This window comes from Salinibaculum sp. SYNS191, assembly GCF_037338445.1.
GTDB classification, from domain to species: Archaea; Halobacteriota; Halobacteria; order Halobacteriales; family Haloarculaceae; genus Salinibaculum; species Salinibaculum marinum.
This window is the reverse complement of record NZ_CP147838.1, coordinates 1,871,055-1,893,804: the sequence shown is the minus strand read 5'-3', so window position 1 is coordinate 1,893,804 and position 22,750 is coordinate 1,871,055. Positions and strand designations below refer to the sequence as shown.

The window sequence follows — 22,750 nt, the reverse complement described above, 5'->3', positions numbered from 1 at the left end:
ATAAATCCACGGCGGCCAGGGACCGCCTCACCGTCGAACGGCCACCCGTTTCTCGACCGAACGCCACCGCTTTACTCCCCGCCGCCGACTGCGTCGATATGACTGCCATCTCCCGCGCCGCCGTCCTCCTCTTCGAAGGCTTCGAGTCGCTCGACGCCTTCGGCCCCTACGAAGTCCTCGCGGTCGGCGCGAACGCCGGCCCCGACTACGACGTCTCGTTGGTGACTGCCGAACCGGCCGAGAGCGTCACGTCCGCTCACGGCGCGACGGTCGTCCCCGACGCCACAGTCGCCGAGGCCAACCCGGACCTGCTCGTCGTGCCCGGCGGCGGCTGGAACGACGACGCCGCCCGGGGCACTCGCGCGGAAGCGGACCGCGGCGTCGTCCCGGAACTGCTCGCGGACCTCGCGCCCACGACCACAATCGCCGGCGTCTGCACCGGCGGCATGCTCCTCGCCCGCGCCGGCCTGCTCGACGGCCGCCCCGCGGTCACTCACGCCGGCGCGATGGACGACCTCCGCGCGACCGACGCTGATGTCGTCGAGGCCCGCGTGGCCGACGCCGGCGACGTCCTCACCTGCGGCGGCGTCACGTCCGGCATCGACCTCGCTCTCTACGTCCTCGCGCGCGAGTTCGGACTGGAGGTCGCCGCGGCCGTCGAGGAGACCATCGAACACGAACGCCACGCCGACGTCCACGTCGCGGACTAGAGCAGTTCTCCGCGGGCCACGTCGACGACCTGCCCGCCGACTTCCACGTCGACGGCGTCGCCGCGGTCGGTCGCCTCCAGGTGCAACAGCGACGGCCGCCCCATCTCGTATCCCTGCTCGACGCGGACGGCGACGCTGCCGCTCCCGAAGTAGGCGTGGCGGGCGAGATACGCCGCGAGACAGCCGTTTGCCGACCCCGTCGCGGGGTCCTCCGGCACGCCGTAGAACGGCGAGAACATCCGCACCGCCATGTCGTTGTCCGCTTCCCGCGGTTCGGGACAGACCGCGTGGACGAGTTTCGCGTCGCGGTCGCCGGTGACGCGCTCGTAGGCCGCGTGGTCGAGGTCGATTGATTCCAGTGCCTCCCGGTCTTCCAGCGGGACGATAATCGTCGGCAGCCCCGTCGAGACGATCTGGACCGGCCAGTCTGTGTCGAGGGCGTCCACCGGCAGCCCGAGCACCTCCGCCAGCGGTTCGTGGTCGAGCCCCTCGCCGAACTCGGGCGGTTGCTGGGTCATCCACAGCGTCTCTGTGCCGTCCCGCTCTCTGATTTCGACAGGCACCTCCCCGACGTTCAGGTCCAGAACCACCTCGTCGGGCCGCCCGTCGGCGACGTGCTCTCTGATGACGTGTGCGGTGCCCAGCGTCGGGTGGCCGGCGAAGGGGACCTCCGCTTCGGGCGTGAAGATGCGCACCCGGAACGGGGACTCGCGGGACTCGACGAACGTCGTCTCGGAGTAGTTCATCTCGTCGGCGACGGCCTGCATCTCCCCGTCCGAGAGGTCGCCGCCGCTCTCGACGACTGCGAGTTGATTCCCGGCGTACTTCTCGCGGGCGAACACGTCGACGATGTGGAGGTCGCTCATCCCTCGGTGGGTCGACGCGGCGCGGAAAACGTCTTCTGGTCGTGTGCCACTCCCTGTCAGTCGCGGTACCGTTCGAGCGTGAAATCCCGGTCGGCGTCGGGGTAGGGGACCTCCGCCAGGAGGCCGTCGTCGGCGACGAAGGCGCGGTCGCCGTCGAACACGTCCGCGGCCTCGGCTTCGAGGTCGTGCCAGCCGCCGCCGGCGTACCGCGAGGAGATGTGGGTCAGCGCCAGGCGCTTCACGCCGGCGTCGCGGGCCACCTCCGCGGCCTCCCGCGCCGTCGAGTGGGCCGTCTCCACCGCGCGGTCGCGGCGCTCGTGGCCGAACATGCTGTCGTGGACGAGCAGGTCCGCCCCCTCGGCGGCCTCGCGGACCCCGTCGCAGGGCCGGGTGTCGCCGGTGTAGACCACCGTCCGCCCTGGCCGCGGCGGGCCGACGACCTCCTCCGGTTCGATGGTCTGCCCGTCGTGTTCGACGGCCTGGCCGTCGTGGAGCTTCGAGTACTTCGGCCCCGGCGGGATGCCGAACTCCTCCTCGGCCTTCTGGCGGTCGAAGCGGCCCTTCCGGTCGTCCTCGACGAGCGCGTAGCCGACCGCGTTCGTGCGGTGTTCGACCTCGACGGCCCGGACCTCGTACTCCTCGCGGGACAGGGCCACGTCGCCGGCGCGGACCTGGTTGACTCGCACCGGGTAGGAGGGTCGTTCACCCGTCACGGAGACCAGTCCCTCGATGCGCTCTCGTGTCCCCGCGGGCGCGTGTATCGCGAGCGGGCGCTCGCGGTCGTTGAAATCCCAGGTCTGGACCAGGCCGGGCAGGCCCAGGACGTGGTCGCCGTGGAGGTGGGTGAGGAAGACGTGCTCCACGTCGAAGCCCGCGCCGTAGCGCATCATCTGGCGCTGCGTGCCCTCCCCGCAGTCGAACAGCAGGCGGTCGCCCTCGCGTTCGACGTGGATGGCACTCGGGTTGCGGTGCGTCGTCGGCACCGCGCCGCTCGTCCCGAGGAAGGTCACGCGCATCGTCTCGGTGTGGGACACCGACGGCGAAAACCGTGTCGGATTCCCGGCACCGGCGGCGCGGCCAGAATCCTTTTGTCTCCCCACAGAATCGGCCAGCGGCGTTATCACTCTCGGCTCCCTCGGGCCGCGTATGCGACGACAGGCACTGCTTACTGTACTCGCCGCGGCCATGCTCGTGCTCGCCGGCTGTGGCGGTGCATCGACGGGCGGCGACGGCTCGCCAGCCGACGGCGAGGCCGGTCCGACCGGCGACGCGACCGGCACGGTCGAGTTCTACGTCAGCGACAAGCCGAGTCGAATCGACGACTTCCGCCACCTGAACGTGACGATAGACCGCATCGGCTTCTACCGGGCCGACGACGATGCCCAAGTGACCGCGACGCCGACGGGGACTGCCACTGCGACGCCGAACGGAACTGCGACGGCCACTGCGACGGAAGACGAGGACGCTGAGGCGGACGAAGCAGAGGGCGACGGGGAGGTGGCGCGCGACTCCGGCGGCGAGATTACGCGCGAGGTGAACGACCGGACGGTCGACCTGACGCGACTGAAAGGCGACAACGCCACCCTCGTCGGGACGCCGGAGATCCCCGCCGGCAACTACACGAAGGTCTTCGTCTACGTCCAGTCTGTCGACGCGACGCTGCAGGACGGCTCCAGCGTCGACGTGAAACTGCCGAGCAACAAGCTCCAGCTCACCAGGGGTTTCGCGCTCGAACCGAACGGCACGGTCCAGTTCGTCTACGACATCTCCGTCTTCGAGGCCGGCAAGAGCGGGAAGTACATCCTCAAGCCCGTCATCAGCGAGTCCGGTCCCGACAGACCCGTGACGGCCGTCGACGAAGGCGCGGAATCGGACGGTGACGAGTCGGAGACGGCAGCAGAGAGTGACGACCGGGACTCGGGAGAGGACGGGGCCGGGGCGGACGATGAGGCCGGGGAGGGACCGCCAAACGGCAGCGACGCCGGTCCGCCGGACGAGCCCGGGAACTGAGACTCGCAGTCGCTTCCGGGTATCCTGCGGCTGAGTTGCACTAACGTAGGCTTACCCGGAGATATGCGCAGCAACCGGCGTTCGGGGCTGCCGTCACGCGACTGAAACCGCCCATTACTCCACTCGGCGCTCGACACGCCCGGGTTACCGACTGGGTCCGGGGAGTAACGGGACGGTTCGGCCGGTTTGGGCTCTCTATTCCGCTCTGAACCGTCGAGACGGTTAATCCCGCCATTCCCGTTACCAACGCCTGCCTTATGAGGAAAAGACCAACAGCAGTACTCGTCGTCACCCTGGCTGTGGTGGCGACAGCAGCCGTTCCGCTGGCGGCCGGCGCACTCGCGCCGCCACAGCAGGACGCTACGTCGAGTACGCCGGCACAGGTCGAAACACCAGACAACCAGACCGACACACCAGATAACCAGACAGAGACGCCCGAGGAAGACGACAACGTCACGACTGACGAAACCCCGGAGGACAATCTGACCGAGGAAGAGACGCCGGAAGACAACGTCACGATTGGCGAGACGCCGGAGGACAACGTGACTGAGGAGGCGACGCCGGAAGACAATGTGACCGAGGAGGCGACGCCGGAGGACAACGTCACGGAAGCTGAGACACCGGAAGCGAACGTGACCGAGGAACCGACGCTCGCCGAGCGAATCACCGCTGCAGGCTTGGCGTTCGGCAACGTCACTGACAGCAACCTCTCGGTGACGTTCGAGAACCAGTCCACGACCGGGGCGACGGTCACCGTCCAGAACGTGACGCTCCCGGAGGGTGGCTTCGTCGCCATCCACGACGAGCGTCTCCTGGAGGGAGTCGTCGTCGACAGCGTCATCGGCTCCTCCGAGTACCTCGAACCCGGGACCACCGAGAACGTCACTATCTCCCTGTTCGAGGTTCCCGGTGCCACGTACAACGACACCTCGCTGCTCGACGGCGAGACGCTCCTGGCGATGCCACACCTCGACACCAACGACAACGAGACCTACGACTTCGTCGCCACGGGTGGACTGGAGGACGGCCCGTACCTCGTCGACAGCCTCCCGTTCGTCGACCCGGCCAACGTGACTATCGCCCTGCCGGGCGAACCGGTGACCGAGGAAGCGACGCCCGAGGAGAACGTTACGGTCGGCGAGACGCCGGAAGACAATGTGACCGAGGAAGCGACGCCGGAAGACAACGTCACAGTTGGCGAGACGCCGGAGGAGAACGTGACCGAGGAAGCGACGCCCGAAGACACCGCAACGGAGGGTGAGACGCCGACCGAGACGGTGACCGGCGAGGAGACGCCGACTGGGACCGTGACCGGCGAGGAGACACCCGAGGACACCGCCACGGAGGGTGCGACCGCCACCGAAACACCGTTCGGTGAGGAGGAAACCGAGACCGGCACGTAACCGCACACTCCGCCTCTCCGTCCGGTCGGTTGCTCCGTCTCTCGGCGGGGCGTACTATTTTATCGTGTGGGTACATACCACACAGCATGAAGTTCATCATCGTCGGGTTCGGTCGCGTCGGCATGCGCACCGCGCGGATTCTCCGGAGTGAGGGCCACGACGTCGTCGTCGTCGACAGGGACGGCGCGAAAATCGACCGTGCACGCAACGAGGGGTTCACCGTCGTCCAGGGCGACGCCAACGACGAGGACGTGCTCGAACGCGCTGGCCTCGCAGACGCCGCGTCGATTGCGGGACTGACGGGCGATATCAACACGAACTACTCGGTCTGTGTCGTCGGTAACGCACACGGCTGCCGGACCGTCCTGCGTATCAGCGAGGAGGTCAGCGACGACGTCTACGAGAAGTACGCGGAGGACGCCGACGAGATAATCTACCCCGAGCGGGTCGGTGCCGCCGGCGCGAAGACGGCGCTGCTGGGCGGCGATTTCAACGTCCTCGCGGACCTCACGGAGGCGCTCTCGGTCGCAAGCGTCGCCATCCCCGACGAGTCCCCCGTCATCGGCCAGCGCGTGGTCGAACTGGACCTCCCCGGCGAAACCCGCATCTACGCCCACGGTCGCGACGACGAGTCCATGACCGTGCCGCTCCCACAGACCCGAATCGAGGCCGGCGACACCATCGCCGTCATGGCGGACCCGGACGTCCTCTCGGAGGTCCGCGCACAGCTCCGGGGCGAATCAGCGGCGGCGTGAGGAGCGCGAAAGGGAGAGGGTGGGTCCAGCAAGTATCCGGGCGCGCCGTGGGAGGATGGGAAGTGTGAGGCCGTCTGTCCTGCGCGCCCACGTACCAGAGGTCCACGCTGTCACTTAAACACCCGTCAGACGGACGGCCGACGCCCGCGCCGACGGGCGGTTTTTTGCCGTCCGGCGACGACGTTCGGACATGACCTGGGCCGCCCTCTTCGAGCGGGCACGCGGCGACACGACCGTCGAGCAGATACGCGACCGCCTGGCCGCCCGCCGGAGCGACGATGCCTGAGGCCGACCCGACCCGCGTCGTCGCCGATGCCGACGTGCTGGCCGCGGACCTGCTGGTCGGCGGCCCCGCCCGCGAGGCGCTCGACCACGTCCGCGCGCACTCGTGGGTCACGCTGGTCGCCAGCGACGCGCTGCTGGCCGACGCGGAGGCGGTCGTCGCGGACCTCGCCGACCCGACGCTGGCCGCCGACTGGCGCGAGCGCGTCGAGCGCGAACGTGAGGCCGTCGACCACCCCGACGGCGACCACCCCGGCCTCGCCTCGGCCTATCGCGGCGGGGCCGCCCACCTGCTGACCTTCGACGAGGGCCTGGGCAGCGCCGGCGCGAACCTCTCGCTGCAGGCCCACATGCAACTCAGTATCCGCACGCCCGACGCCTTCGCGCGCCTGTTCGACGCGGAAGCGCTCTACGAGGCGACCCACGACGACGCCTACCCCGGCCCGGACCACGACCCGCGCGGGTGACCGCCGGCGCCGCGCCGACGCGGGCGATCGCGGGCCGCTCCGCCGTCACAGATGTTGCCACAGTAACACTTTGTCGGCGGCCCGCGTACAATACCCATGAACCCACGGACGACGCTTCGAATCGAGGGGCTGGCGGTGTTCGCCGGCGCGCTCGCGGTGTACCTTTCGCTGGACGGCCCGTTCTGGCTGCTCGCGGTCCTGGCGTTGGCCCCGGACCTCTCGATGGCCGGCTACCTCGCCGGACCGGCACTGGGGAGTCGCATTTACAACCTGTTTCACACGTACACGCTCCCGCTCGCGCTCGCCGGCGCAGGCGTCTGGACTGGTACCACACTCGCCGTGCTCGTCGCGGCGGTGTGGACGGCCCACATCGGCGCGGACCGCCTGGTCGGCTACGGCCTGAAGTACGAGACCGATTTCAAGGATACGCACCTCTCCGCTCCCCGACGGCCCGACGCGTCCGACGAGGTCACCAGCACGGCCGACTGAACCCGCCGGTCCGTCCCGAAGACCGGTGACCGTCGCGGTTCCGTCCCTGCTGCCTACCGCTCGATGTTCGCGAACCACTCCGCGAACTTCGCCAGCGCCCGCCCGCGGTGGGAGATGGCGTTCTTCTCGTCGGTGTCCATCTCCGCGAACGTCCGCCCGTCGTACTCGAAGATGGGGTCGAAGCCGAAGCCGCCGTCCCCGCGCGGGGCCACGATTTCCCCCGGGACGACGCCCTCGAACAGCTTCACTGGAATCGTCCCGTCGCCGCCCGCGACCTGCGCGTCGATGGTGGCGCTGGCGCGTTCGTCGGCCCCGAGGTCCTGGCCGCGGCGCTCGGACCGGGACTCGTCTGCCTCGCCACGGTCGACCGGTTCCGGCGTCGCGGCGAAGTCCTCCCCGTCGCAGTAGGCGACGACACCCCGGAAGGCGGCACTGCGGTCGTCCTCTTGTTTCGTGAGTTCCCAGACCCGCTCGATGCCGAGGCGGTCCTCGACGTAGGAGGAGTAGGGGCCGGGGAAGCCCCCGAGGGCGTCGATGGTCAGCCCGGAGTCGTCGACGATGACGGGTTCGCCGGCGTGACGGTACGCCGCGCGTGCGCCGTGGGCGGCGACGGTCGCGAGGTCGTCGGCCTGGACCTCGGGGTAGTCGAAGTCGAGTTGCTGGATGGGGTCGTCGAGGTACTCCTCGGCCTCGTGGACCTTCCCGGGGTTGGTCGTGACGAAGGTGAGCATACGCCCGCTGGGCGTGGCGAACGAAAAGAGGCGTCGGTTCCGCTCAGTCGACGATGACTTCGACCGGTTCCTCGTCCTCGTCGGACTCCTCGGGTTCGCGGCTGCCCCGCCGCTCCTGGTAGAGCAGGCCGCCGACGAGCGCGACGACGATCCACGAGCGCCAGTTCGCGAGATTCAGCGTGTAGCCGATGCCGAAGGGTTTCTCGACGAGCATCCCCTTCCCGGGTTGCCAGTACGACGAGAGGAGTCGCCGGAAGCTTGGTCTCTCGAAGTTGTACGGGATGCCGAGAATCTCTCCGGAGGACGGTCTGTCTGCCATACGACAGTATACGCTCCGGGGTGTAATGATGGTTTCCCCACGCGCCCGCTACCGGTCGGGCAGGGCGCGCTGGTCGACCCGATAGACCGTGACCGCACTGTTCTCGAAGGCGACAGACTGCCACTCCCGGTCCCCGAACGAGCCGAGTGCGCCGCCGTAGCGCTCGCGCTCGACCGGCCCGACGTAGACGAAGTCGACGCCGTACGCGGCCAGGGTCGCCGCCGCTGCGGACCGGTTCCCGGTGTAGATGCGCTCGGCGGCCGCCACCCGGGCGGCGACGCGCTCGTCCGGCCGGTAGTTCTCCTGGTGGTGCGTCCAGCCGACCAGCGCGGGCAGTCCGGTGGTCGTCGCCGCCCTGCTGGTCCACTGGTAGGCCCGTCCCGGCGCTTCGACGACGGTCGGTCGGCCCTGTCTGTCGTCGAGCCACTGCAGCGCAGCCAACTCCTCCGGGTGCCACTCCTCGTGCCCGGCCAGCCCGTCGACGCTCAGCGCTTGCCCGTCCGCGATTGCTCCCCCGAGTTCCTGCCCCGTCGTCATCGCCGGGAACGTCGCACTCCCAAGCACCACGGCGAGGACGAGCGCCCCGGCCAGCACCGTCCTGGTCGGCCGCCCACTCCCGCCGTCGGTCGTCGCCGCCCGGTTCTCGCCGCCGTCTTCCCGGGCCGCCGCGAGCACTTCCCTGGCGTCGGCGAGCAATATCGCGCTCGCGCCGCCGGCGGCGACGGCCGCGAGCGTCCATCCCTGTACCGCCACTTTCAGCGAGGTGTTCCACCGCGCGTAGCCGTCCGGCCAGGGAGCCACCTTTGCGAACAGGACCTCCATCGAGAGCAACAGTCCCACGCCGGCCGCGAGCAGGACCGCCTCGAAGCCAGCACGCCCGGTCCGGACGAGCCACCACGCCGCCACCACGAGCACGGCGGTCAGCGCCAGCACCGTCGCCGACGCCAGTCCCGCTGCGCCGAGCGCGAGGACCCCGACTCCTGCCAGGGTAATCGCGGTTCGGCGGTCGACGGTGCGGATGGCCGGCCACCCCCGATAGGCGACGTAGCCGGCGAACAGCGCGACGAGACCGCCGTAGACGACCAGGAACTCCGCCAGCGGCGAGCGCGGCGGAAAGAGCCCGACGCCGCCGTTCTCCGGGACGAGCCCGGACAGGAGGAACGGCGACGCGATGGCGACGCCGATTGCGCCGACCAGCAGCGCGGGGACCACGGCCAGGACGGCACGCCAGAGTTCCGCGCCGACGCGGCCGAGACCCCTCTCGGCGTCGGGGCCGCGCAGTCGCTCGCCGGCCGTTCCCGGGAGCAGCGTCGACGGGTGGGCGTCGGCCGTCGCCACCGCGAGCCACGCCAGCCCGACCGCCGTGGGGAGCGACCAGGTGTTCATGAAGCCGAAGACGCCGGCGACGCCGCCCAGGCCGCCCAGCAGGACGGCCAGCCGTCGGCCCCGGCGCTCGGCGGGCAGCCGGTAGTAGCTGAAGGCCAGCGCCGCCGCGACGACGACGTAGCCCGTCGACAGCGCGTGGCCGTGGAGGTCACCCTTCACGAAGGAGTACAGCGGCACCTCCTGGAGCGTCCCCGGCACGACGTAGCGGGTGTACCACCAGAACCACGTGTCCGGCGTGCCCATCGTCGCAACCATCTCGGGGTAGGTCCGGCCGCTGCGCTGGGCGGCGAAGCCGAAGACTGCGTGCCCGTACTCGACGGCCACGTCGTCCGGGAGGAGGCCGAACAGGAGGCGGACCGTCGTCGTCAGCGCGCCGCCGACGGCCGCGAAGAGGGCCGCCAGCAGGCCGCCCAGCCGGTACGAGCGCCCGGCCGCGGCGACCACCGCGCCGCCGAGCCCGTAGGCGCTGACGACCAGCACGCCGTAGAACGTCGCGATACCGAGGTTGAAGCCGTACCGCAGCGGCGTCCCCGTCAGCAGCGAGAGCCCGGTCACCTGCATCTGGGACCCGTAGTAGTACCGCAGCGGTTCGCCGGCGAACCAGAAGTCCTCCGGGGGGAGCGCCGCGGTCCGCGTCAGCGTCTTCGCCAGTCCGAAGTGCAGGAACTGCTCGCCGGCGACCGGCGTTATCGTCGGCCCTACGCCGCGGAAGGCGACGAGCACCAGAAAGCCCGCGGCGAAGACGAGGAACAGCCGCCCGACGGATTTCCACTCCGGACGCGCGCCCTGGCGGTACGCGACGGCGCTCGCCACCGCCGCCACCACCACGCCGGCCAGGACGGTGTGGACGCCGAAGGTCACCTGGCCGACGAGGAAGGTGACGAGTGCGACGACGAGCAGCGTCACCGGCAGCGAGAAGGCGGCTCCCCGGCGCGGGAGTCGCGGGAACAGCCACGCCGAAAGCGGCGCGCCGACGGCCGTCAGGACGCCGAGGACCAGCAGCCACCGGACGACGAGGAGCCACTCCATTGCCCTTCCGTCCGGGGGCGTCCGACTAGAAGGTTTCCGTCGCTACTGGTAGCGCCCGCGCCCCTCGATGTCCGACAGCCGTTCCAGCACTGCCGGGTCACCGACGTCGCGGTACGTCTCTTTCGCCGCCCCGATGAGCCGGTCGGCGTCGTCGGCGGTGCCGGCGAGGCTCTGGGCGAGGACGTGGAGGTCCATCGCGTGGTCCTCGGCGTGGCGGGTGTAGTAGCCCAGCCCGAAGTCGATGAGGAAGACCGTCGGGCCGTCGCTGTCCGTCGCCACCCTGACGTTGCGCGTCGTCGGGTCACCGTGAACGAAGCCGGCGTCGTGGATGGTCGCCAACTGCTCGGCGACGCGGCGGACGTTCGCCTCGGTCAGCGCCTCCCGCAGGTCGCAGTCGCCGACGCGCTGGAACGCGATGCGCGTCTCCCGCGCGTCCACGTCGCGGATGACCGGCGTCGACACGCCGGCCCGCCGCGCCTCGCTTGTCAGTCGCGTCTCCTCGCGCGTGCGCTCGCGACGAAGCCGCTCGTCCAGCGTCGGATGTCGGTAGCTCCGCGGACGGCGCTCCTTCAGGACTCTATCGCCCTCGAAGGAAACCGTCGCCTCGGCACCCTGGACGTCCGCACCGGGGCGGTCCTGGCGGGCGACAGACTCGTCGTCTCCTCGCGGCTTCGCCGCTCGCCCTCCGGCGGGAGCCGTGACTTGCTCCCGCCCCCTCCACGTTACCGGCACCTGGTCCGGCCGGAAGTTCGAGTCGATGCCCGACGCCTCGATGGCGAGCGTGTCGCCGGCGGCGCACATCTTCGCGCCCAGCACCGCAATCATGCCGGCGTTGTCACGCAGGAAGCGACCTGCCGGCGCGTAGAAGTCGGCCCCGCGCTGGTCGCACATCTCCGCCAGCATCTCCCGGAGGCGGGCGTTCTGGCCGACGCCGCCGCCGAGGACGAGTTCGTCGTTGCCGGTCAGCGACAGCGCGCGTTCGCTCACCTCGGTCAGCATCGCGAAGATGTTCTCCTGCAACGAGAAACAGATGTCCTCCACTGCCTCCCCATCGTCGAACGCCTGCTTGGCGGCGCTCATGATGCCCGAGAAGGAGAAGTCCATCCCCTTGACGACGTAGGGCAGGTCGATGTACGCGCCGTCCGCTGCGGCTTCCTCGACCTTCGGGCCGCCGGGGTGGGACCAGCCGAGGTGGCGCGTGAACTTGTCGATGGCGTTGCCGACGCCGGTGTCCATCGTCTCCCCGAGCACGCGGTAGCGGCCGTTGCGATAGCCCAGGACGTGCGCGTTCGCGCCGCTGGCGTTGAGACAGACCGGCGAGTCGAAGCCCGACAGGTGGCGGCCGATTTCCAGGTGGGCGACCATGTGGTTGACGCCGACCAGCGGCACGTCCAGACGCTGTGCGACGGCCCGCGCTGCGGTGCCGGCGATGCGTAGACAAGGGCCGAGTCCAGGGCCGCGAGAGAACGCCACGCAGTCGACCGGCCCCTCGGCGCTGTCGAGTGCGCGCTCGACCACCTGGGGGACGTGGTCGGCCATGTGCTCGGCGGCCTCGCGAGGGTGGATGCCGCCACTATCTGGCTGGTAGGCCTCCGTCTCGATGGTGACCTCGTCGGCGGCCACGTCGTAGATGGCGGCGCTCGCAGCCCACGCTGTCCCCTCGATGCCGAGGACGCGCCGTGGACTGCTGTCGGTCATGTCCGCTGGTCAGTCGGGGAGTGAAAAGACGACTTCGGTTCCACCTTCTTCATCGTCGGGTGCGCTTCGCGCACCGCTCACCGCAAAAACGTGGTATTCGTGAGCGATGCGAACGAATGCTCGAAAGACGAGCAAAGCGAGACGCGACCGCAGGGAGCGTCTCGGATACGCGAACGGTGTAACCGTGAGCGACGCGAGTCTTTCGGTGGTGAAAAGGGCTGAATCTCGGGCTTCGGCCTCGATTCAGTGAACCGCGCTCGCTTCGTCTGCGGCGCGCGTTCGGGCGCGCCGCACGGCCAGCGAGACCTTCGGTCTCGCCCTGCTCGCGCGGCTGCTCAGTACAGAGTACGTATCGGTTACCAGTTCGACACACGATTTTACTGACTCGAATCGACCAGTACAGATGACCCACCTCCCACTCGCTTTACTCCTAAATCACAGCCAGTCGGTAGTAATGTACGTCACTGTATCCATCGCCTCTCGATTGGGGAACGCTTCGATAACTCGCTGAATGATGTGGTAGAGTTCGTGCGATGGAAGCGACTGGTCAGCGACGTAGAATACGCCACTGTGTGAGTCGGCCGGCATCTGGACGAAGTCGTCGTCGCTGGTGACGATGAGACGGCCCTCTTGGGCGGCGTACCGGCAAATCGCGGTGTCGTCGATGCCTTCGCCCAACTCGCTCACGTCGACGACACGCTCTACGTCGTGGCCTGCTTTGTCGAGTTTGTCAGCCAGCGGAGCCGCGATGTTCTCGTCAAGCAGAAACGACACCCGCATGACTACGATTCCGGCAGATCCTCGGGGCCGGTGATGATTCTCGGGTCTTCGTCTGCGGCTTCGTGAAGCTCTCGACGGCGCTGTTCGACCGCCCGCATCTCTTCGGGGTGGTCGTGATAGTACGCCAGTGCGTGATAGACTTCCGAGGCGGTGAGGTCAAAGCGGTCCGCAACCGTCTGCGCGTCGAGGCCGCGCTCTTCGACCAGCGCGTGGATGTGGCTCACGGTGATTCGCCGGTCACGAATGTGGGGCTCGTCGTGGATCTCCGACTCGTCACCTGAGACGACGGTGTTCACCTGCTTCGACATAGAGTAGAATACCATTGCAGTGGCCTTCAGTCTTTGCCGGTACGGGCAGTCAGCCGCGCTCGCTTCGTCTGCGGCGCGCGTTCGGGCGCGCCGCACGGCCAGCGAGACCTTCGGTCTCGCCCTGCTCGCGCGGCTGCTCAGTACAGACGAGACATGTGTCGAGAGGAGTGAATTTTATACAGACAGGACTCGCTAGTGAGTTCGTGCCCTCTATGAATCGACGGACGTTCCTTGCCAGTTCGAGTGCAGCAATAGCCGCCACCAGTGGTTGTACAGTTCTTGGTTCTTCGGGCCGCCCTGCCCACACAGTGTCAGTGTATCTCGGAGACCGAACGAAGACTCACGATGTGACCGTCACGATCAAAGCCACAGATGGCGAGGTACTGTTCGAAAAAGAGTATCACCTCTCAGACAGCAACGAAGCAGATGAGGATGCGACGTTCCCGGAATCGACCGAGCCGGAGACGATTATCGTGACTGTCGACGAGACTCGATTCGAACACGACTGGCCTGGGTCCGACCACCCAGCACTCCCCTGCGACGGCGAGAACTGGGCAGGGACCGAGCTGTGGATTGAACACGACTCAGACGGAATACCGACTATTCGATTGGAGGCTAACTGTCAGCACGTCACTATCGACTGACGGTCAATTGGCACGCTTATTTGAACAGTCACAATGGCCGCGAGACGCCGGGGAAGGGCAGGGCTGCCGCTGTGCGGTAGCGGTTGCGGTGAGTAAACTAGGTAGTACTGCGAGCACTCTATAGAGCGCGAGGAGCCTCCACGCGAGCACAGCGAGCGTGGGCTCGCGGGAGCGAAGCTCCCGCGGTGTTTTTCCCACGTTTTTTCGAGGAGGGGGGCCGCACGCGCCGAAAGCGAGACGCGACCACCGGGAGCGTCTCGAATTGCGAACGGCGCAGCCGTGAGCAGGCGCGCCCGAGACCCGACGTGGTTCGAAAGAGCGCGGCGCGCTCTTTCGTCATTGCGGGAAATCACGGATTTCCCGCTTGCAGTCAGATTCCGTTGGAATCTGACGACATCACGAGAGAGCTTCGCTCTCTCGAACGACAGCAAAAAGTGGTGGGTAACTTACTCCCACTCGGTGTAGCCGCACTTGCCGCAGTGCTTGCGGTCCTCGTGCTGGGCCAGGAACGCGTCGCCACACCGGGGGCACTGCTCGCGGTCGGTGGTGCCGTCCTCGCCGTAGAGTTCGTAGCGGGGCATTATGCCTCCTCCCCCTCTTCGGCGTCGCCGTCGACGACGATTTTGTTGCGTTCGAGCATGTGGTCCTGCTCGACGTCCTGGGCGTGTTCGGGGGTCTCGTAGACCTTCGCGTGGCCGACCGTCTTGCGCATGCCGAACTTCGTGTCGAGTTTGCGGATGACGACTTCCTCGGCGTCCTTGTTGAGCATGGCCGCCAGCGAGTCGCGCACGGAGAGTCGGGAGGGGGTCGCTTCCTCGTGGGTCACCTCGAACCGGACGTCCGTCCGGTGCAACATCGGGTTCTCGTCTTCGTCGATGATATCGATATCCATGTTGCTGTATCTTCCCGCTGAGGCGCGTAAAAGCATTTCGAAGGCCGGACCGCCTCAGTCGCGCCGTCTTCTCGACCGTACCTATAACAACCGTCCCGAACCTAGACAGGATAATGCGCAGTTTCACGCTCGGCCGCATCTGGGGCATCCCTATCCGCGTCAGCGCCTCGTTGCTCATCTTCGTCCCGATTCTCGCCTGGCTCATCGGCAGCGGTGCACAGATCGCCTTCTACGCCGACCTCATCGAAAGTATCGCGCCCGTCTCCATCGATGCCGCCGCGCTCGCCGGCCAGCGCTGGACCGTCGGCATCCTCGCCGCCCTCGGTCTGTTCCTCAGCGTCGCCGTCCACGAACTGGGCCACGCCTACGTGGCGATGCGCTACGGTATCGAGGTCGAGTCCATCACGCTGTGGATTCTCGGCGGCCTGGCCCGCCTCTCGGAGTTCCCCAAGGAGTGGAACCGCGAATTCTGGATTGCCGTCGCCGGCCCGGCGACGAGCGTCCTCTTCGCCGGCGTCTGCCTCGCGGCGGTTTCGGTCATCCCCTCCTCTGCGCCGGTTCTGATCTTCGTCGTCGGCTGGCTGGCCGTCACCAACGTCGTCCTGACGGTTTTCAACCTGCTGCCGGCGTTCCCGATGGACGGCGGACGGGTGCTCCGTGCGCTGCTGGCGCGGTCCCGACCCTACGGCACCGCGACGCGCATCGCGGCCGGCGTCGGCAAGGTCTTCGCCGTCCTGTTCGCAATCGTCGGTGTCCTCGCTTTTAGTCCCATCCTGCTTCTGGTCGCCTTCTTCGTCTACGGGGCGGCCAGTTCCGAATCCCGGATGGCCGTGATGGGCGACCTACTGGAGGGGTTGACCGTGGGCGACATCGTGACCGACACCGAGGGCGTCACCGCTGACGCGACGCTGGACCACCTGTTCCCGCGCCTGCTGTCGGCGCGCCGCAGCGACCTCCCGGTGGTCGACCGCGACGGGACCGTCGTCGGAGCCATCACCGCCGACGCGATGCGGGCCGTCGACAGCGCCGACTACCAGACGACCCGCGTCGAGTCGCTGGTCACGACCGACCTCCCGCGCGTCGACGCGGGGACGAGCGCCTTCGACGCGCTGATGGAGCTCTCCCAGGCCGGGGCAAACGTCGCGCTCGTCGAGCGCGACGGCCGGGTGGTTGGCCTCGTCTCGCAGACGGACTTCAGCACGGCGCTTGGCTTCCAGCGCGACGTCGAACCGTTCTGACACCCGGCTACAGGCTTTAGTGCCAGGACGGCCCACGTTCGGACATGACCGACCGTCCCACGCGCCGGGCGTTCCTGGCGAGCGTGGCCGTCGCCGCAGCGGCGGGCTGTCAGGGGGACGACCCGACCGCCGGCGACGGGTCCCCGACCGGCACCGCAGACGGGAACCCGGCGACCGGCGACGCCGCGCAACTGGGCGACCTCGCGCTGACCAGTCCGGCCTTCGCCGACGGGGGGCCGATTCCGGTGAAGTACGGAGCCAGCGCGGAGAACGTCAACCCGCCGCTGTCCATCGCGAACGTCCCCAGCGGCGCGGAGTCGCTGGTTCTCGTCGTCGACGACCCCGACGCCGTCGAACCCGCGGGGAAGGTCTGGCTGCACTGGCTGGTCTGGAACGTCCCCGCCTCGCGGACCGAGATTCCGGAGGACTGGAACCCCGAATCTGCCGTCGAAGGCACGAACGACTCGGGGTCGCGCGGGTACAGCGGGCCGGCACCGCCGGACGGCACGCACACCTACCGGTTCAAACTCTACGCGCTGGACACCACGCTGGACCTGCCGCAGTCGGCGAGCAAGGCGGACGTGGGGGCGGCGATGCAGGGACACGTCCTTGGCCAGACACAGCTAACGGGAACGTATAGTCCGCAGTAACATTGTCGGCGGCTATTCCGGGCCGAGTTCGGCGAGGAGGTGAGCGATGTGCAGGCGGTCGTTGGTCCCCTCGGTGAGGTCCATGTCGATGTCGCCGGCCAGGCGGTGGACTTTGGCCAGTTCCGCGCCGGAGTACCGCGAGCGCGCGACGGCGAGTACGTCCTCCAGCACCTCCGTCCCGCTGTACCCCTCGTCGACGAGCAGTTCGTCCAGCGTCGACCGGGCGTCGGTGAACTCGCCGGCCTCGGCGTCGGTCAGCATCTCGCCGACGCGCTCGTCGATGCCGACGGCCGACAGCGCCTCGTAGGCGGCGTTCATCGTTATCTCGCCCTCCTGTTCGTAGGTCGTCTGCGCGCCGAGGATGGCGGCCCGCAGGTCGCCGTCGGCCGCGCCGGCGACGTACTCCAGGCCGTCGTCGTCGTAGTCGGCCGCTTCCTCCTCCACGATGTCCCGGAGCACACCGACTATCTCGTCCTGCGTCGGCGCGCGGACGGGGACGGGGAAACACCGCGAGCGGATGGCGGGAATCAGCGAGGAGGGCTGGCGCGTCGCGATGACGAACTGCGTCGCCTCGTAGTACTGCTCCATGACGCGGCGCAGCGCCTGCTGGAAGTCCTCGCGCATCCCCTCGGCGTTGTCCAGCAACAGCGTCCGGTAGTCGCCGCTGACCGGCGAGTAACTGGCGGACTCCTTGAGGACGTGGTTGATGAGGTCGGCCTTCGAGGACTCCCGGCGGCGCTTCGCGTCGATGAAGCGGCCGAAGCGGGGGTCCTCGCCGAGTTCCTTCTTCGTCATCTCGAAGAAGTCCGCGACGTTGATCTCGGTGCGGTCGGCGTCGGGCTGGGCGTGAGTCTCCCGGGTCAGCGCCCGCACCGCCGCGGTCTTGCCACTCCCCTTCGGACCGTGGACGACGAGGTTCATCGGCTCGGTGACGGCCCGCTGCAGGTGGTCCCGGACCTCGGCCTGGGGCAGGTCCGCGAGGTCCGGGGCGTGGGTCTCCGTCCACAGTGGCGCGTCCATCACCTCTCCGTTGGACAGCCCCGGGTACAAATGTTCCTCTTCGGCTGCCGAGCCGTGACGCCTAACCCGGTTCCGTTCGAGGACGGCGTATGGTCCGACCCTACCGGCCGGCCGACGCCGACGCGCTCTGGCGACTCAAGCGCGCCTTCGAACTCGCGCTGGCGACGGACACCGGCGACGACACGAAGGAGGCCACCTACCGCGACAAACTCGACGACGACTACCGTCGGTCCTATCTCGACTGGGTGGACCGCTGCGTCGACGAGACGCCCCGCGCAGTCCAGTTCGCCGAGCGCGACGGCGAGGCCGCCGGCTACGTCTTCGTCCTCCCCGCGTCGCTGTCCCACATCTGGGACGCCGCCGTCCTCAACGAAATCTTCGTCACCGAGGACTACCGCGGCACCGGCGTTGCCGACGACCTGCTGGAGGCCGCGCTGGCACTCGCCCGCGAGCAGGACCTCCCGCTCGACCGCATCGTGCTCGACGTCGACCCCGACAACGCACGCGCGACGGGCCTGTACGACCGCTGGGGGTTCGAGCCGTGGGGCGAGATGGTCGCCCGCCCGCTGTAGTCACTCGAACGTCTGGAACTCGACGGTCCGGCCCTCAGGGTCCGTGGCGAAGAACTGGTAAATCCCGTATCTCTCGTTGAACCGCGGCGGCTCGTCGGCGCGGTCGGCCAGGTCGTCGTAGGCGGCGTCGACGCCCGCGCGGTCCTCGAAGACGAAGGTGACGATGCCCTCGGTGTCGGCCGCCTCGCGGGCACAGAAGCCAACGCGGAAGTCGCCGGCCTGGAGGATGGTGCAGTCGGGCTGTTCGCGCCAGACCGTCGCGCCCAGCTCGCGGTAGAAGTCGACCACCTCGTCGTGCTGTCGCGTCCGGAAGAAGACGATGCCGTCCATGCGGTCGGGTAGTCGCCCGGTGACAAAAGCGTGTGGCCGCTACGTCTGCGGGTCGAACAGTTCTTCGAGGACCTTCTGCTGGGCCGCCCGGAGGTGCTGGTGGTAGGTCGGCCGCGAGATGTCCATCGCCTCGGCGAGTTCGTTGCCGTCGATGCCGCGGGGCCACTCGAAGAAGCCGCCGAGGAACGCCGTGCGCAGCGCCGTCTCCTGGCGGTCGGTGAAGCGGTCCGACAGCGCCGCCCGGAACTCCTGGCGGGTCTCGACCGGCCGCTCGTGCTCGTGGTAGCCCACGAGGTCGGTGTTGGGATAGCGCGACTTCACGAGGTCGAACAGTTCGCGGGCCTCCGCCTCGTAGGGGAGTTCGACGGTGAAGCGGGCGACGCCGTCCTCGGCGGTGACGCTGCGCGGGACCGCCCCGTGTTCGGTCACCAGGCTCACCAGCGACTGCTCGACGACCAGTTCCAGCAGGCACTCGTCGTCGTGGTCGACGATGAGCTTCGCCTCGCGGACGTCCTCGTCCTCGCGGGCGAGTTCGAGCAGTTCCTCGCCGTCGACGCCCTCCGCGCTCAGGTACACCTGCAGGTTGCCGTCCGAGCGGTAGTCGGTCCCGGCCGAGGACAGCGAGCACTTCGCCGCCCGCGAGAGCCGGCTGAACAGCAGGCCGGCGTCGTCGACGGAGAACTCAAGTTCGATGACGCGGTCGGCGTCGAGGATGCGGCCGCGCTCGACCGCGTTGATGGCGTTGGCGACAGCCCGGCCCAGCGCCCCGAGGACGACACGCTCGCGCTCGTCGAACGCGCCCTCCTCGTCGGCGAACACCGTGACGACGCCGTAGGTGGTGTCGGTGTACACCAGCGGGACGACGATGCTGGCCTCGACGCCCGGCACGTCGACCTGGTCCGGCGAGGGATGGTCGTCGAGGGTCTGGATGACCTGCGTGGTCCCCTCGCGGTAGGCGGTGGCGACCGGACCGTCTCCGTCGAGGTCGAAGGCCAGGTCCGCGGCCGGCACGTCCGCGTCACCGGCCCACTCGCGGGGGGTGAGCGTCTCGCTCGCCACGTCGGGGCGGCCGATCCAGGCGAACGTGTACGGGTCGGCGGCCGCCAGTTCGCGGACGACGCCGGCCTCCAGTTCGTCGCGCGTGGTCGCCTGGACCAGCACCTCGATGGTGTTCTCGATGAGGCCGTTGACCCGCTCCAGCACCGTCTCGACGTGTTCGCGCGCCTCGCGGACCTCCCGCTCGCGCTTGGCACGGGTCGAGGCCGCCGCCGCCGCCGTCGCCAGCAGCGCCAGCACCTGCGCGTCCGTCTCGTCGAAGGCCCCGGGTTCGGTCGCGCCGACGCTGATGGTCCCGTGGACGCCCATCGGGTGGCACATCGCGGACTGAATCGGGCCCGCCGGAAGGTCGACGTCGGCCGTCGTCACGTCGTCGATGACGCGGGATTCGCCCGTCGCGAAGACCGCCCCCGGCAGCCCCTCGTCGACGCCGTACACGAGCGGTTCGTCGAGGTCCACGCCCGCGGCCGCCCGCTGTGCGGCCGGCTCCAGTGTGCCCGCTGCCGCGTCGTACAGGTGGACGACGTTGTTGTCGAACCCGAGCACCTCCTGGGCGGCGTTGGCGGCGACCTCGGCGACCTCCTCGCGCGAGCGCGCCTGCATCAGCGACTGGGTGGTGTTCAGGATGCCCGACAGCCGCTCCTGGTGGGCCTCGCGCTCAGCGGCGTACTTGCGCTGTTCGAGCAGGTAGCTCACCCAGTCGGTCAGCAGGTCGACGAACGTCTTCTCGGACTCCGTGAACGTCTTCCCCCGCGGTTCCGTGTCCGCGAAGCAGACGGTCCCGTACTGCTCGCCGTCGACCTCGATTGCCGATCCGAGGTAACACGCCAGCCCCGAACTCTCGTAGGCCGGGTCGTCCTCCAGCCCCTGCGCGACGGCGTCGTCGACGGCGTACGGTTCGGTCGCGTCGACCGTCTGCCGGCAGTAGGCCTTCGCCAGCGGCGTGGTCACGCCCGCCTCGGCGATGGGGTGGTCGCCGACGCCCTCCTCGATGCGGAGCGTCCCGTCGCTGATGTGCGTGAGAAAGCCGATTTCGACACCGAGGCGGTCGCGCCCGACCGTCAGAATCTGGCGTATCTTCTCCTGCCGCGAGAGGCTGCCGTCGGCGGCCAGCGTGTGCAGTCGTTCGAGCGCCCGCTCGCTTTCCTGCAACTCAGCGCGGGCGCGCTTGCGCTCGGTCACGTCCTGGAAGAAAATCGAGAGGCCGTCCTCGGAGGGGTAGGCCCGTATCTCGACCCAGGTGTCCAGCGGCTCGTAGTGCTCCTCGAACGAGCGCATCTCCTGGCTCTCCATCGCGTGGCGGTACTCCTCCTCGAACACCGTGTCGACGGCCTCGGGGAACGCCTCCCAGAGGTTCTGCCCCACCAGCCCCTCCGCCTGTTCGCCGATTATCTCCCGGCCCGCCCGGTTGAGGGAGGTCACGGTCCACTCGTCGTCGACCGTCATGAACCCGTCCGTCAGCCGCTCCAGGCCGCTCCCGTCGCTCCCGGACGACTGCTCGGGGCTGGCGGTCCCGCCGTCTGCCAGCACGCGCGGCGCGTCGGCGGGGACACGTCCCGTCACTTCCCGCAGCCTGTCGGCGAGCGCCGCGACGCCCGCCGACCGCGACACGACGGCTGCCGGCGCTTCGACGGCGTCCGCGTCGCCGAACACGACGACCGGCACGTCGACGTCCCGCGCCGGACCCGGTTCTGTGCCGGCCACGACCAGACAGTCCGTCCCGCCGTCGACGGCGTCGGCCCGTGCTTTCGCTTCGACCCGGACCGCTGCACTCGTCGCTGTGTCGAGCGCTGCCCGGACTCTCGCCCGCTCCCCCTCGTCGTTACAGACGACCGCGACCCGCACGTCCCCACTCATGAGTGAATTATGTGAGATTGTGCGGCCCCTTGCTTAAACTCTCCTCCCGGGGCTGACAGACGCGTGGCTGTCCCGACGTCGTGCGCTCCCAGCGGGGATTTGATATCGCGACATATAATTTATCGCCTGTGCGGCCCCGGACGCGCTGGCCTTTTAGGAATCGGCCGACTACGGACTGCTAATGGTCCAAAACGTCGCCAGCGAGATGGCGGACCTCGAGAGCGAGGACTTCTACCTGCTGTCGGGCGTCGAGCAGGGGATGCGCTTCTCGGAGTGGGTCGCACGGGAGAAACTCCCCGACTTCGCCGACATGACCGCCGAGAACGTCGACTACCGGCTGGACCGCTGCGAGCGCCGCGGGCTCGTCGAGCGCAAGACCATCCAGTACGAGGGGTTCAAACTCACCTTCGAGGGCTACGACGCGCTCGCCCTGCACACCTTCGCCGAGCGGGGGACCATCGAGGGCGTGGGCGCGCCCCTGGGCGTCGGCAAGGAGAGCGACGTCTACGAGGTACAGTCCTACAAGCCGCTGGCGCTGAAGTACCACCGGGAGGGCTACACCGACTTCCGCGAGGTCAACCGGGGGCGGGAGTACACCGCCGACAAGGCTCACGTCTCCTGGATGTACACCGCGCGGAAGGCCGCCGAACGGGAGTACGACGCCCTGGAGACGCTCTATCCGGACGTCTCGGTCCCCCAGCCCATCGACCACAACCGCCACGCGCTCATCATGGAGCGCATCGACGGCGTCGAGCTGGGGCGGGCGAAACTCGACGACGCGCAGGTCGTCGGCGTGCTCGACCTGGTGCTCGCGGAGATGGCGACCGCCTACGACGAAGGCTACGTGCACGCGGACATGAGCGAGTACAACGTCTTCGTCAACAGCGAGGGCGTCACCGTCTTCGACTGGCCCCAGTCGGTCCCCACCGACCACGAGAACGCCGACGAACTGCTGGTCCGCGACGTCGAGAACATCGTCGGCTACTTCCAGCGCAAGTACCCCCACCAGGTCGGGGCCGTCGACACCGACGCGCTGGCCGACGCGGTCGCGGACGACGACGTCGAGACGGTCCGAACATTCTTCGACTAAATTTCGCTGTTTCAGGGCGTTTACATTGGCATCGCGAGTCGCGGGCTACTGCACACTCGACCGAAATTATATCGCATGCCGCTATATCGAATTGCGGCTTGGAACCTCTGCTCGGGCGCGGCCAGTCGTGGCTCGCTCGTCTCACTCTCGGGGCAGTTCGCGTTGAGC

24 protein-coding genes are annotated in these 22,750 nt (G+C 68.5%); 11 read left to right on the top strand and 13 right to left on the bottom strand.

The features are described 5' to 3' along the window. Positions 1 to 98: 98 nt before the first annotated feature. Positions 99 to 710 carry a DJ-1/PfpI family protein gene (locus tag WDJ57_RS10280; protein ID WP_338906095.1) on the top strand — a complete coding sequence of 204 codons (612 nt, stop codon included), beginning with the start codon at positions 99 to 101 and terminating at the stop codon, positions 708 to 710. Here WDJ57_RS10280 and WDJ57_RS10275 read toward each other — a convergent pair. Together WDJ57_RS10275 and rnz are read right to left on the bottom strand one after the other, a co-directional pair. Continuing rightward, positions 707 to 1,576 carry a PhzF family phenazine biosynthesis protein gene (locus WDJ57_RS10275; protein ID WP_338906094.1) on the bottom strand — a complete coding sequence of 290 codons (870 nt, stop codon included), beginning with the start codon at positions 1,574 to 1,576 and terminating at the stop codon, positions 707 to 709. The two genes, WDJ57_RS10280 and WDJ57_RS10275, sit on opposite strands and share 4 nt — an antisense overlap. Before the next feature lie 56 nt (positions 1,577 to 1,632). Further along, positions 1,633 to 2,592 (bottom strand): ribonuclease Z, encoded by a 960-nt coding sequence (rnz, locus tag WDJ57_RS10270; RefSeq protein ID WP_338906093.1) that lies wholly within the window; start codon positions 2,590 to 2,592, stop codon positions 1,633 to 1,635. A gap of 130 nt (positions 2,593 to 2,722) precedes the next feature. Here rnz and WDJ57_RS10265 point away from each other — a divergent pair, with 130 nt between their 5' ends. The 5 genes from WDJ57_RS10265 (at position 2,723) to WDJ57_RS10245 (ending at position 6,982) form a co-directional block, all read left to right on the top strand. Then, on the top strand, positions 2,723 to 3,586 hold the full coding sequence (locus tag WDJ57_RS10265; protein WP_338906092.1) for a DUF4382 domain-containing protein: 864 nt from the start codon (positions 2,723 to 2,725) through the stop codon (positions 3,584 to 3,586). A gap of 257 nt (positions 3,587 to 3,843) precedes the next feature. Next, positions 3,844 to 4,989 (top strand): DUF7282 domain-containing protein, encoded by a 1,146-nt coding sequence (locus WDJ57_RS10260; protein ID WP_338906090.1) that lies wholly within the window; start codon positions 3,844 to 3,846, stop codon positions 4,987 to 4,989. Between the two features lie 86 nt (positions 4,990 to 5,075). Continuing rightward, positions 5,076 to 5,744, top strand: a complete 669-nt coding sequence (locus WDJ57_RS10255) for a potassium channel family protein (protein ID WP_338906089.1) — start codon at positions 5,076 to 5,078, stop codon at positions 5,742 to 5,744. Between the two features lie 278 nt (positions 5,745 to 6,022). Further along, complete coding sequence (locus WDJ57_RS10250; protein WP_338906088.1) at positions 6,023 to 6,493, top strand: DUF7384 family protein; 471 nt, start codon at positions 6,023 to 6,025, stop codon at positions 6,491 to 6,493. A 96-nt stretch (positions 6,494 to 6,589) separates the two neighbouring features. After that, entirely contained in the window at positions 6,590 to 6,982 is a 393-nt protein-coding gene (locus WDJ57_RS10245; protein WP_338906087.1) for a DUF4260 domain-containing protein, read from the top strand. A gap of 53 nt (positions 6,983 to 7,035) precedes the next feature. Here the strand turns inward: WDJ57_RS10245 and WDJ57_RS10240 are convergent, their stop codons facing one another. From WDJ57_RS10240 to WDJ57_RS10215, 6 genes are all read right to left on the bottom strand, one after another. Then, positions 7,036 to 7,713, bottom strand: coding sequence for a non-canonical purine NTP pyrophosphatase (locus tag WDJ57_RS10240; RefSeq protein WP_338906086.1), 678 nt, complete (start codon positions 7,711 to 7,713; stop codon positions 7,036 to 7,038). Between the two features lie 43 nt (positions 7,714 to 7,756). Further along, positions 7,757 to 8,032: a DUF5808 domain-containing protein gene (locus WDJ57_RS10235; protein ID WP_338906085.1), complete on the bottom strand. Its 276-nt coding sequence runs from the start codon at positions 8,030 to 8,032 to the stop codon at positions 7,757 to 7,759. 48 nt (positions 8,033 to 8,080) lie between these two features. Next, the gene (locus WDJ57_RS10230) at positions 8,081 to 10,447 is read right to left on the bottom strand and encodes a DUF2298 domain-containing protein (protein ID WP_338906084.1); all 2,367 of its coding nucleotides are present in this window, start codon (positions 10,445 to 10,447) and stop codon (positions 8,081 to 8,083) included. A gap of 42 nt (positions 10,448 to 10,489) precedes the next feature. Further along, positions 10,490 to 12,145: a bifunctional N(6)-L-threonylcarbamoyladenine synthase/serine/threonine protein kinase gene (locus tag WDJ57_RS10225; RefSeq protein ID WP_338906083.1), complete on the bottom strand. Its 1,656-nt coding sequence runs from the start codon at positions 12,143 to 12,145 to the stop codon at positions 10,490 to 10,492. A 435-nt stretch (positions 12,146 to 12,580) separates the two neighbouring features. Further along, positions 12,581 to 12,925 carry a DUF5615 family PIN-like protein gene (locus WDJ57_RS10220; protein ID WP_338906081.1) on the bottom strand — a complete coding sequence of 115 codons (345 nt, stop codon included), beginning with the start codon at positions 12,923 to 12,925 and terminating at the stop codon, positions 12,581 to 12,583. A gap of 2 nt (positions 12,926 to 12,927) precedes the next feature. Further along, positions 12,928 to 13,233 carry a DUF433 domain-containing protein gene (locus WDJ57_RS10215; RefSeq protein WP_338906079.1) on the bottom strand — a complete coding sequence of 102 codons (306 nt, stop codon included), beginning with the start codon at positions 13,231 to 13,233 and terminating at the stop codon, positions 12,928 to 12,930. Positions 13,234 to 13,580: 347 nt separating this feature from the next. On the opposite strand from WDJ57_RS10215, the gene WDJ57_RS10210 reads away from it, so the two are divergent. Continuing rightward, positions 13,581 to 13,877, top strand: coding sequence for a hypothetical protein (locus tag WDJ57_RS10210; RefSeq protein ID WP_338906077.1), 297 nt, complete (start codon positions 13,581 to 13,583; stop codon positions 13,875 to 13,877). A 446-nt stretch (positions 13,878 to 14,323) separates the two neighbouring features. Here WDJ57_RS10210 and WDJ57_RS10205 read toward each other — a convergent pair whose 3' ends face one another. Then, positions 14,324 to 14,458, bottom strand: coding sequence for a 30S ribosomal protein S27ae (locus tag WDJ57_RS10205; protein ID WP_338906076.1), 135 nt, complete (start codon positions 14,456 to 14,458; stop codon positions 14,324 to 14,326). Beyond that, on the bottom strand, positions 14,458 to 14,769 hold the full coding sequence (locus tag WDJ57_RS10200; protein ID WP_338906074.1) for a 30S ribosomal protein S24e: 312 nt from the start codon (positions 14,767 to 14,769) through the stop codon (positions 14,458 to 14,460). The genes WDJ57_RS10205 and WDJ57_RS10200 overlap by 1 nt, the downstream gene beginning before the upstream one ends. Before the next feature lie 113 nt (positions 14,770 to 14,882). Here WDJ57_RS10200 and WDJ57_RS10195 point away from each other — a divergent pair, with 113 nt between their 5' ends. Then, on the top strand, positions 14,883 to 16,007 hold the full coding sequence (locus WDJ57_RS10195; RefSeq protein WP_338906072.1) for a site-2 protease family protein: 1,125 nt from the start codon (positions 14,883 to 14,885) through the stop codon (positions 16,005 to 16,007). Positions 16,008 to 16,198: 191 nt separating this feature from the next. After that, positions 16,199 to 16,657 carry a YbhB/YbcL family Raf kinase inhibitor-like protein gene (locus WDJ57_RS10190; RefSeq protein WP_380629444.1) on the top strand — a complete coding sequence of 153 codons (459 nt, stop codon included), beginning with the start codon at positions 16,199 to 16,201 and terminating at the stop codon, positions 16,655 to 16,657. Between the two features lie 12 nt (positions 16,658 to 16,669). On the opposite strand, the gene WDJ57_RS10185 is transcribed toward WDJ57_RS10190, so the two are convergent. Continuing rightward, positions 16,670 to 17,677, bottom strand: coding sequence for an AAA family ATPase (locus tag WDJ57_RS10185; protein ID WP_338906070.1), 1,008 nt, complete (start codon positions 17,675 to 17,677; stop codon positions 16,670 to 16,672). A gap of 89 nt (positions 17,678 to 17,766) precedes the next feature. Here WDJ57_RS10185 and WDJ57_RS10180 point away from each other — a divergent pair, with 89 nt between their 5' ends. Beyond that, positions 17,767 to 18,249: a GNAT family N-acetyltransferase gene (locus WDJ57_RS10180; RefSeq protein WP_338906069.1), complete on the top strand. Its 483-nt coding sequence runs from the start codon at positions 17,767 to 17,769 to the stop codon at positions 18,247 to 18,249. Here WDJ57_RS10180 and WDJ57_RS10175 read toward each other — a convergent pair whose 3' ends face one another. Both WDJ57_RS10175 and WDJ57_RS10170 read right to left on the bottom strand, forming a co-directional pair. Next, entirely contained in the window at positions 18,250 to 18,579 is a 330-nt protein-coding gene (locus tag WDJ57_RS10175) for a VOC family protein (protein WP_338906068.1), read from the bottom strand. Between the two features lie 39 nt (positions 18,580 to 18,618). Further along, positions 18,619 to 21,492 (bottom strand): bacterio-opsin activator domain-containing protein, encoded by a 2,874-nt coding sequence (locus WDJ57_RS10170; protein ID WP_338906066.1) that lies wholly within the window; start codon positions 21,490 to 21,492, stop codon positions 18,619 to 18,621. A gap of 181 nt (positions 21,493 to 21,673) precedes the next feature. Between WDJ57_RS10170 and WDJ57_RS10165 the strand changes: the two genes are divergently transcribed. Further along, a complete protein-coding gene (locus WDJ57_RS10165; protein ID WP_338906065.1) occupies positions 21,674 to 22,582 on the top strand; it encodes a serine/threonine-protein kinase RIO2 in 909 nt (302 codons plus the stop codon). Positions 22,583 to 22,750 lie beyond the last annotated feature (168 nt).

Bases quoted from the DNA above. Each gene is read 5' to 3' on its own strand.
- WDJ57_RS10245 (WP_338906087.1), top strand. From the start codon at position 6,590: ATGAACCCACGGACGACGCTTCGAATCGAGGGGCTGGCGGTGTTCGCC.
- WDJ57_RS10230 (WP_338906084.1), bottom strand. From the start codon at position 10,447: ATGGAGTGGCTCCTCGTCGTCCGGTGGCTGCTGGTCCTCGGCGTCCTG.
- WDJ57_RS10275 (WP_338906094.1), bottom strand. From the start codon at position 1,576: ATGAGCGACCTCCACATCGTCGACGTGTTCGCCCGCGAGAAGTACGCC.
- WDJ57_RS10255 (WP_338906089.1), top strand. From the start codon at position 5,076: ATGAAGTTCATCATCGTCGGGTTCGGTCGCGTCGGCATGCGCACCGCG.
- WDJ57_RS10170 (WP_338906066.1), bottom strand. From the start codon at position 21,492: ATGAGTGGGGACGTGCGGGTCGCGGTCGTCTGTAACGACGAGGGGGAG.
- WDJ57_RS10200 (WP_338906074.1), bottom strand. From the start codon at position 14,769: ATGGATATCGATATCATCGACGAAGACGAGAACCCGATGTTGCACCGG.
- WDJ57_RS10280 (WP_338906095.1), top strand. From the start codon at position 99: ATGACTGCCATCTCCCGCGCCGCCGTCCTCCTCTTCGAAGGCTTCGAG.
- WDJ57_RS10250 (WP_338906088.1), top strand. From the start codon at position 6,023: ATGCCTGAGGCCGACCCGACCCGCGTCGTCGCCGATGCCGACGTGCTG.
- WDJ57_RS10165 (WP_338906065.1), top strand. From the start codon at position 21,674: ATGGTCCAAAACGTCGCCAGCGAGATGGCGGACCTCGAGAGCGAGGAC.
- WDJ57_RS10265 (WP_338906092.1), top strand. From the start codon at position 2,723: ATGCGACGACAGGCACTGCTTACTGTACTCGCCGCGGCCATGCTCGTG.
- WDJ57_RS10205 (WP_338906076.1), bottom strand. From the start codon at position 14,458: ATGCCCCGCTACGAACTCTACGGCGAGGACGGCACCACCGACCGCGAG.
- WDJ57_RS10260 (WP_338906090.1), top strand. From the start codon at position 3,844: ATGAGGAAAAGACCAACAGCAGTACTCGTCGTCACCCTGGCTGTGGTG.
- WDJ57_RS10225 (WP_338906083.1), bottom strand. From the start codon at position 12,145: ATGACCGACAGCAGTCCACGGCGCGTCCTCGGCATCGAGGGGACAGCG.
- WDJ57_RS10240 (WP_338906086.1), bottom strand. From the start codon at position 7,713: ATGCTCACCTTCGTCACGACCAACCCCGGGAAGGTCCACGAGGCCGAG.
- WDJ57_RS10195 (WP_338906072.1), top strand. From the start codon at position 14,883: ATGCGCAGTTTCACGCTCGGCCGCATCTGGGGCATCCCTATCCGCGTC.
- WDJ57_RS10215 (WP_338906079.1), bottom strand. From the start codon at position 13,233: ATGTCGAAGCAGGTGAACACCGTCGTCTCAGGTGACGAGTCGGAGATC.
- WDJ57_RS10180 (WP_338906069.1), top strand. From the start codon at position 17,767: ATGGTCCGACCCTACCGGCCGGCCGACGCCGACGCGCTCTGGCGACTC.
- WDJ57_RS10220 (WP_338906081.1), bottom strand. From the start codon at position 12,925: ATGCGGGTGTCGTTTCTGCTTGACGAGAACATCGCGGCTCCGCTGGCT.
- WDJ57_RS10185 (WP_338906070.1), bottom strand. From the start codon at position 17,677: ATGGACGCGCCACTGTGGACGGAGACCCACGCCCCGGACCTCGCGGAC.
- WDJ57_RS10235 (WP_338906085.1), bottom strand. From the start codon at position 8,032: ATGGCAGACAGACCGTCCTCCGGAGAGATTCTCGGCATCCCGTACAAC.
- WDJ57_RS10175 (WP_338906068.1), bottom strand. From the start codon at position 18,579: ATGGACGGCATCGTCTTCTTCCGGACGCGACAGCACGACGAGGTGGTC.
- rnz (WP_338906093.1), bottom strand. From the start codon at position 2,592: ATGCGCGTGACCTTCCTCGGGACGAGCGGCGCGGTGCCGACGACGCAC.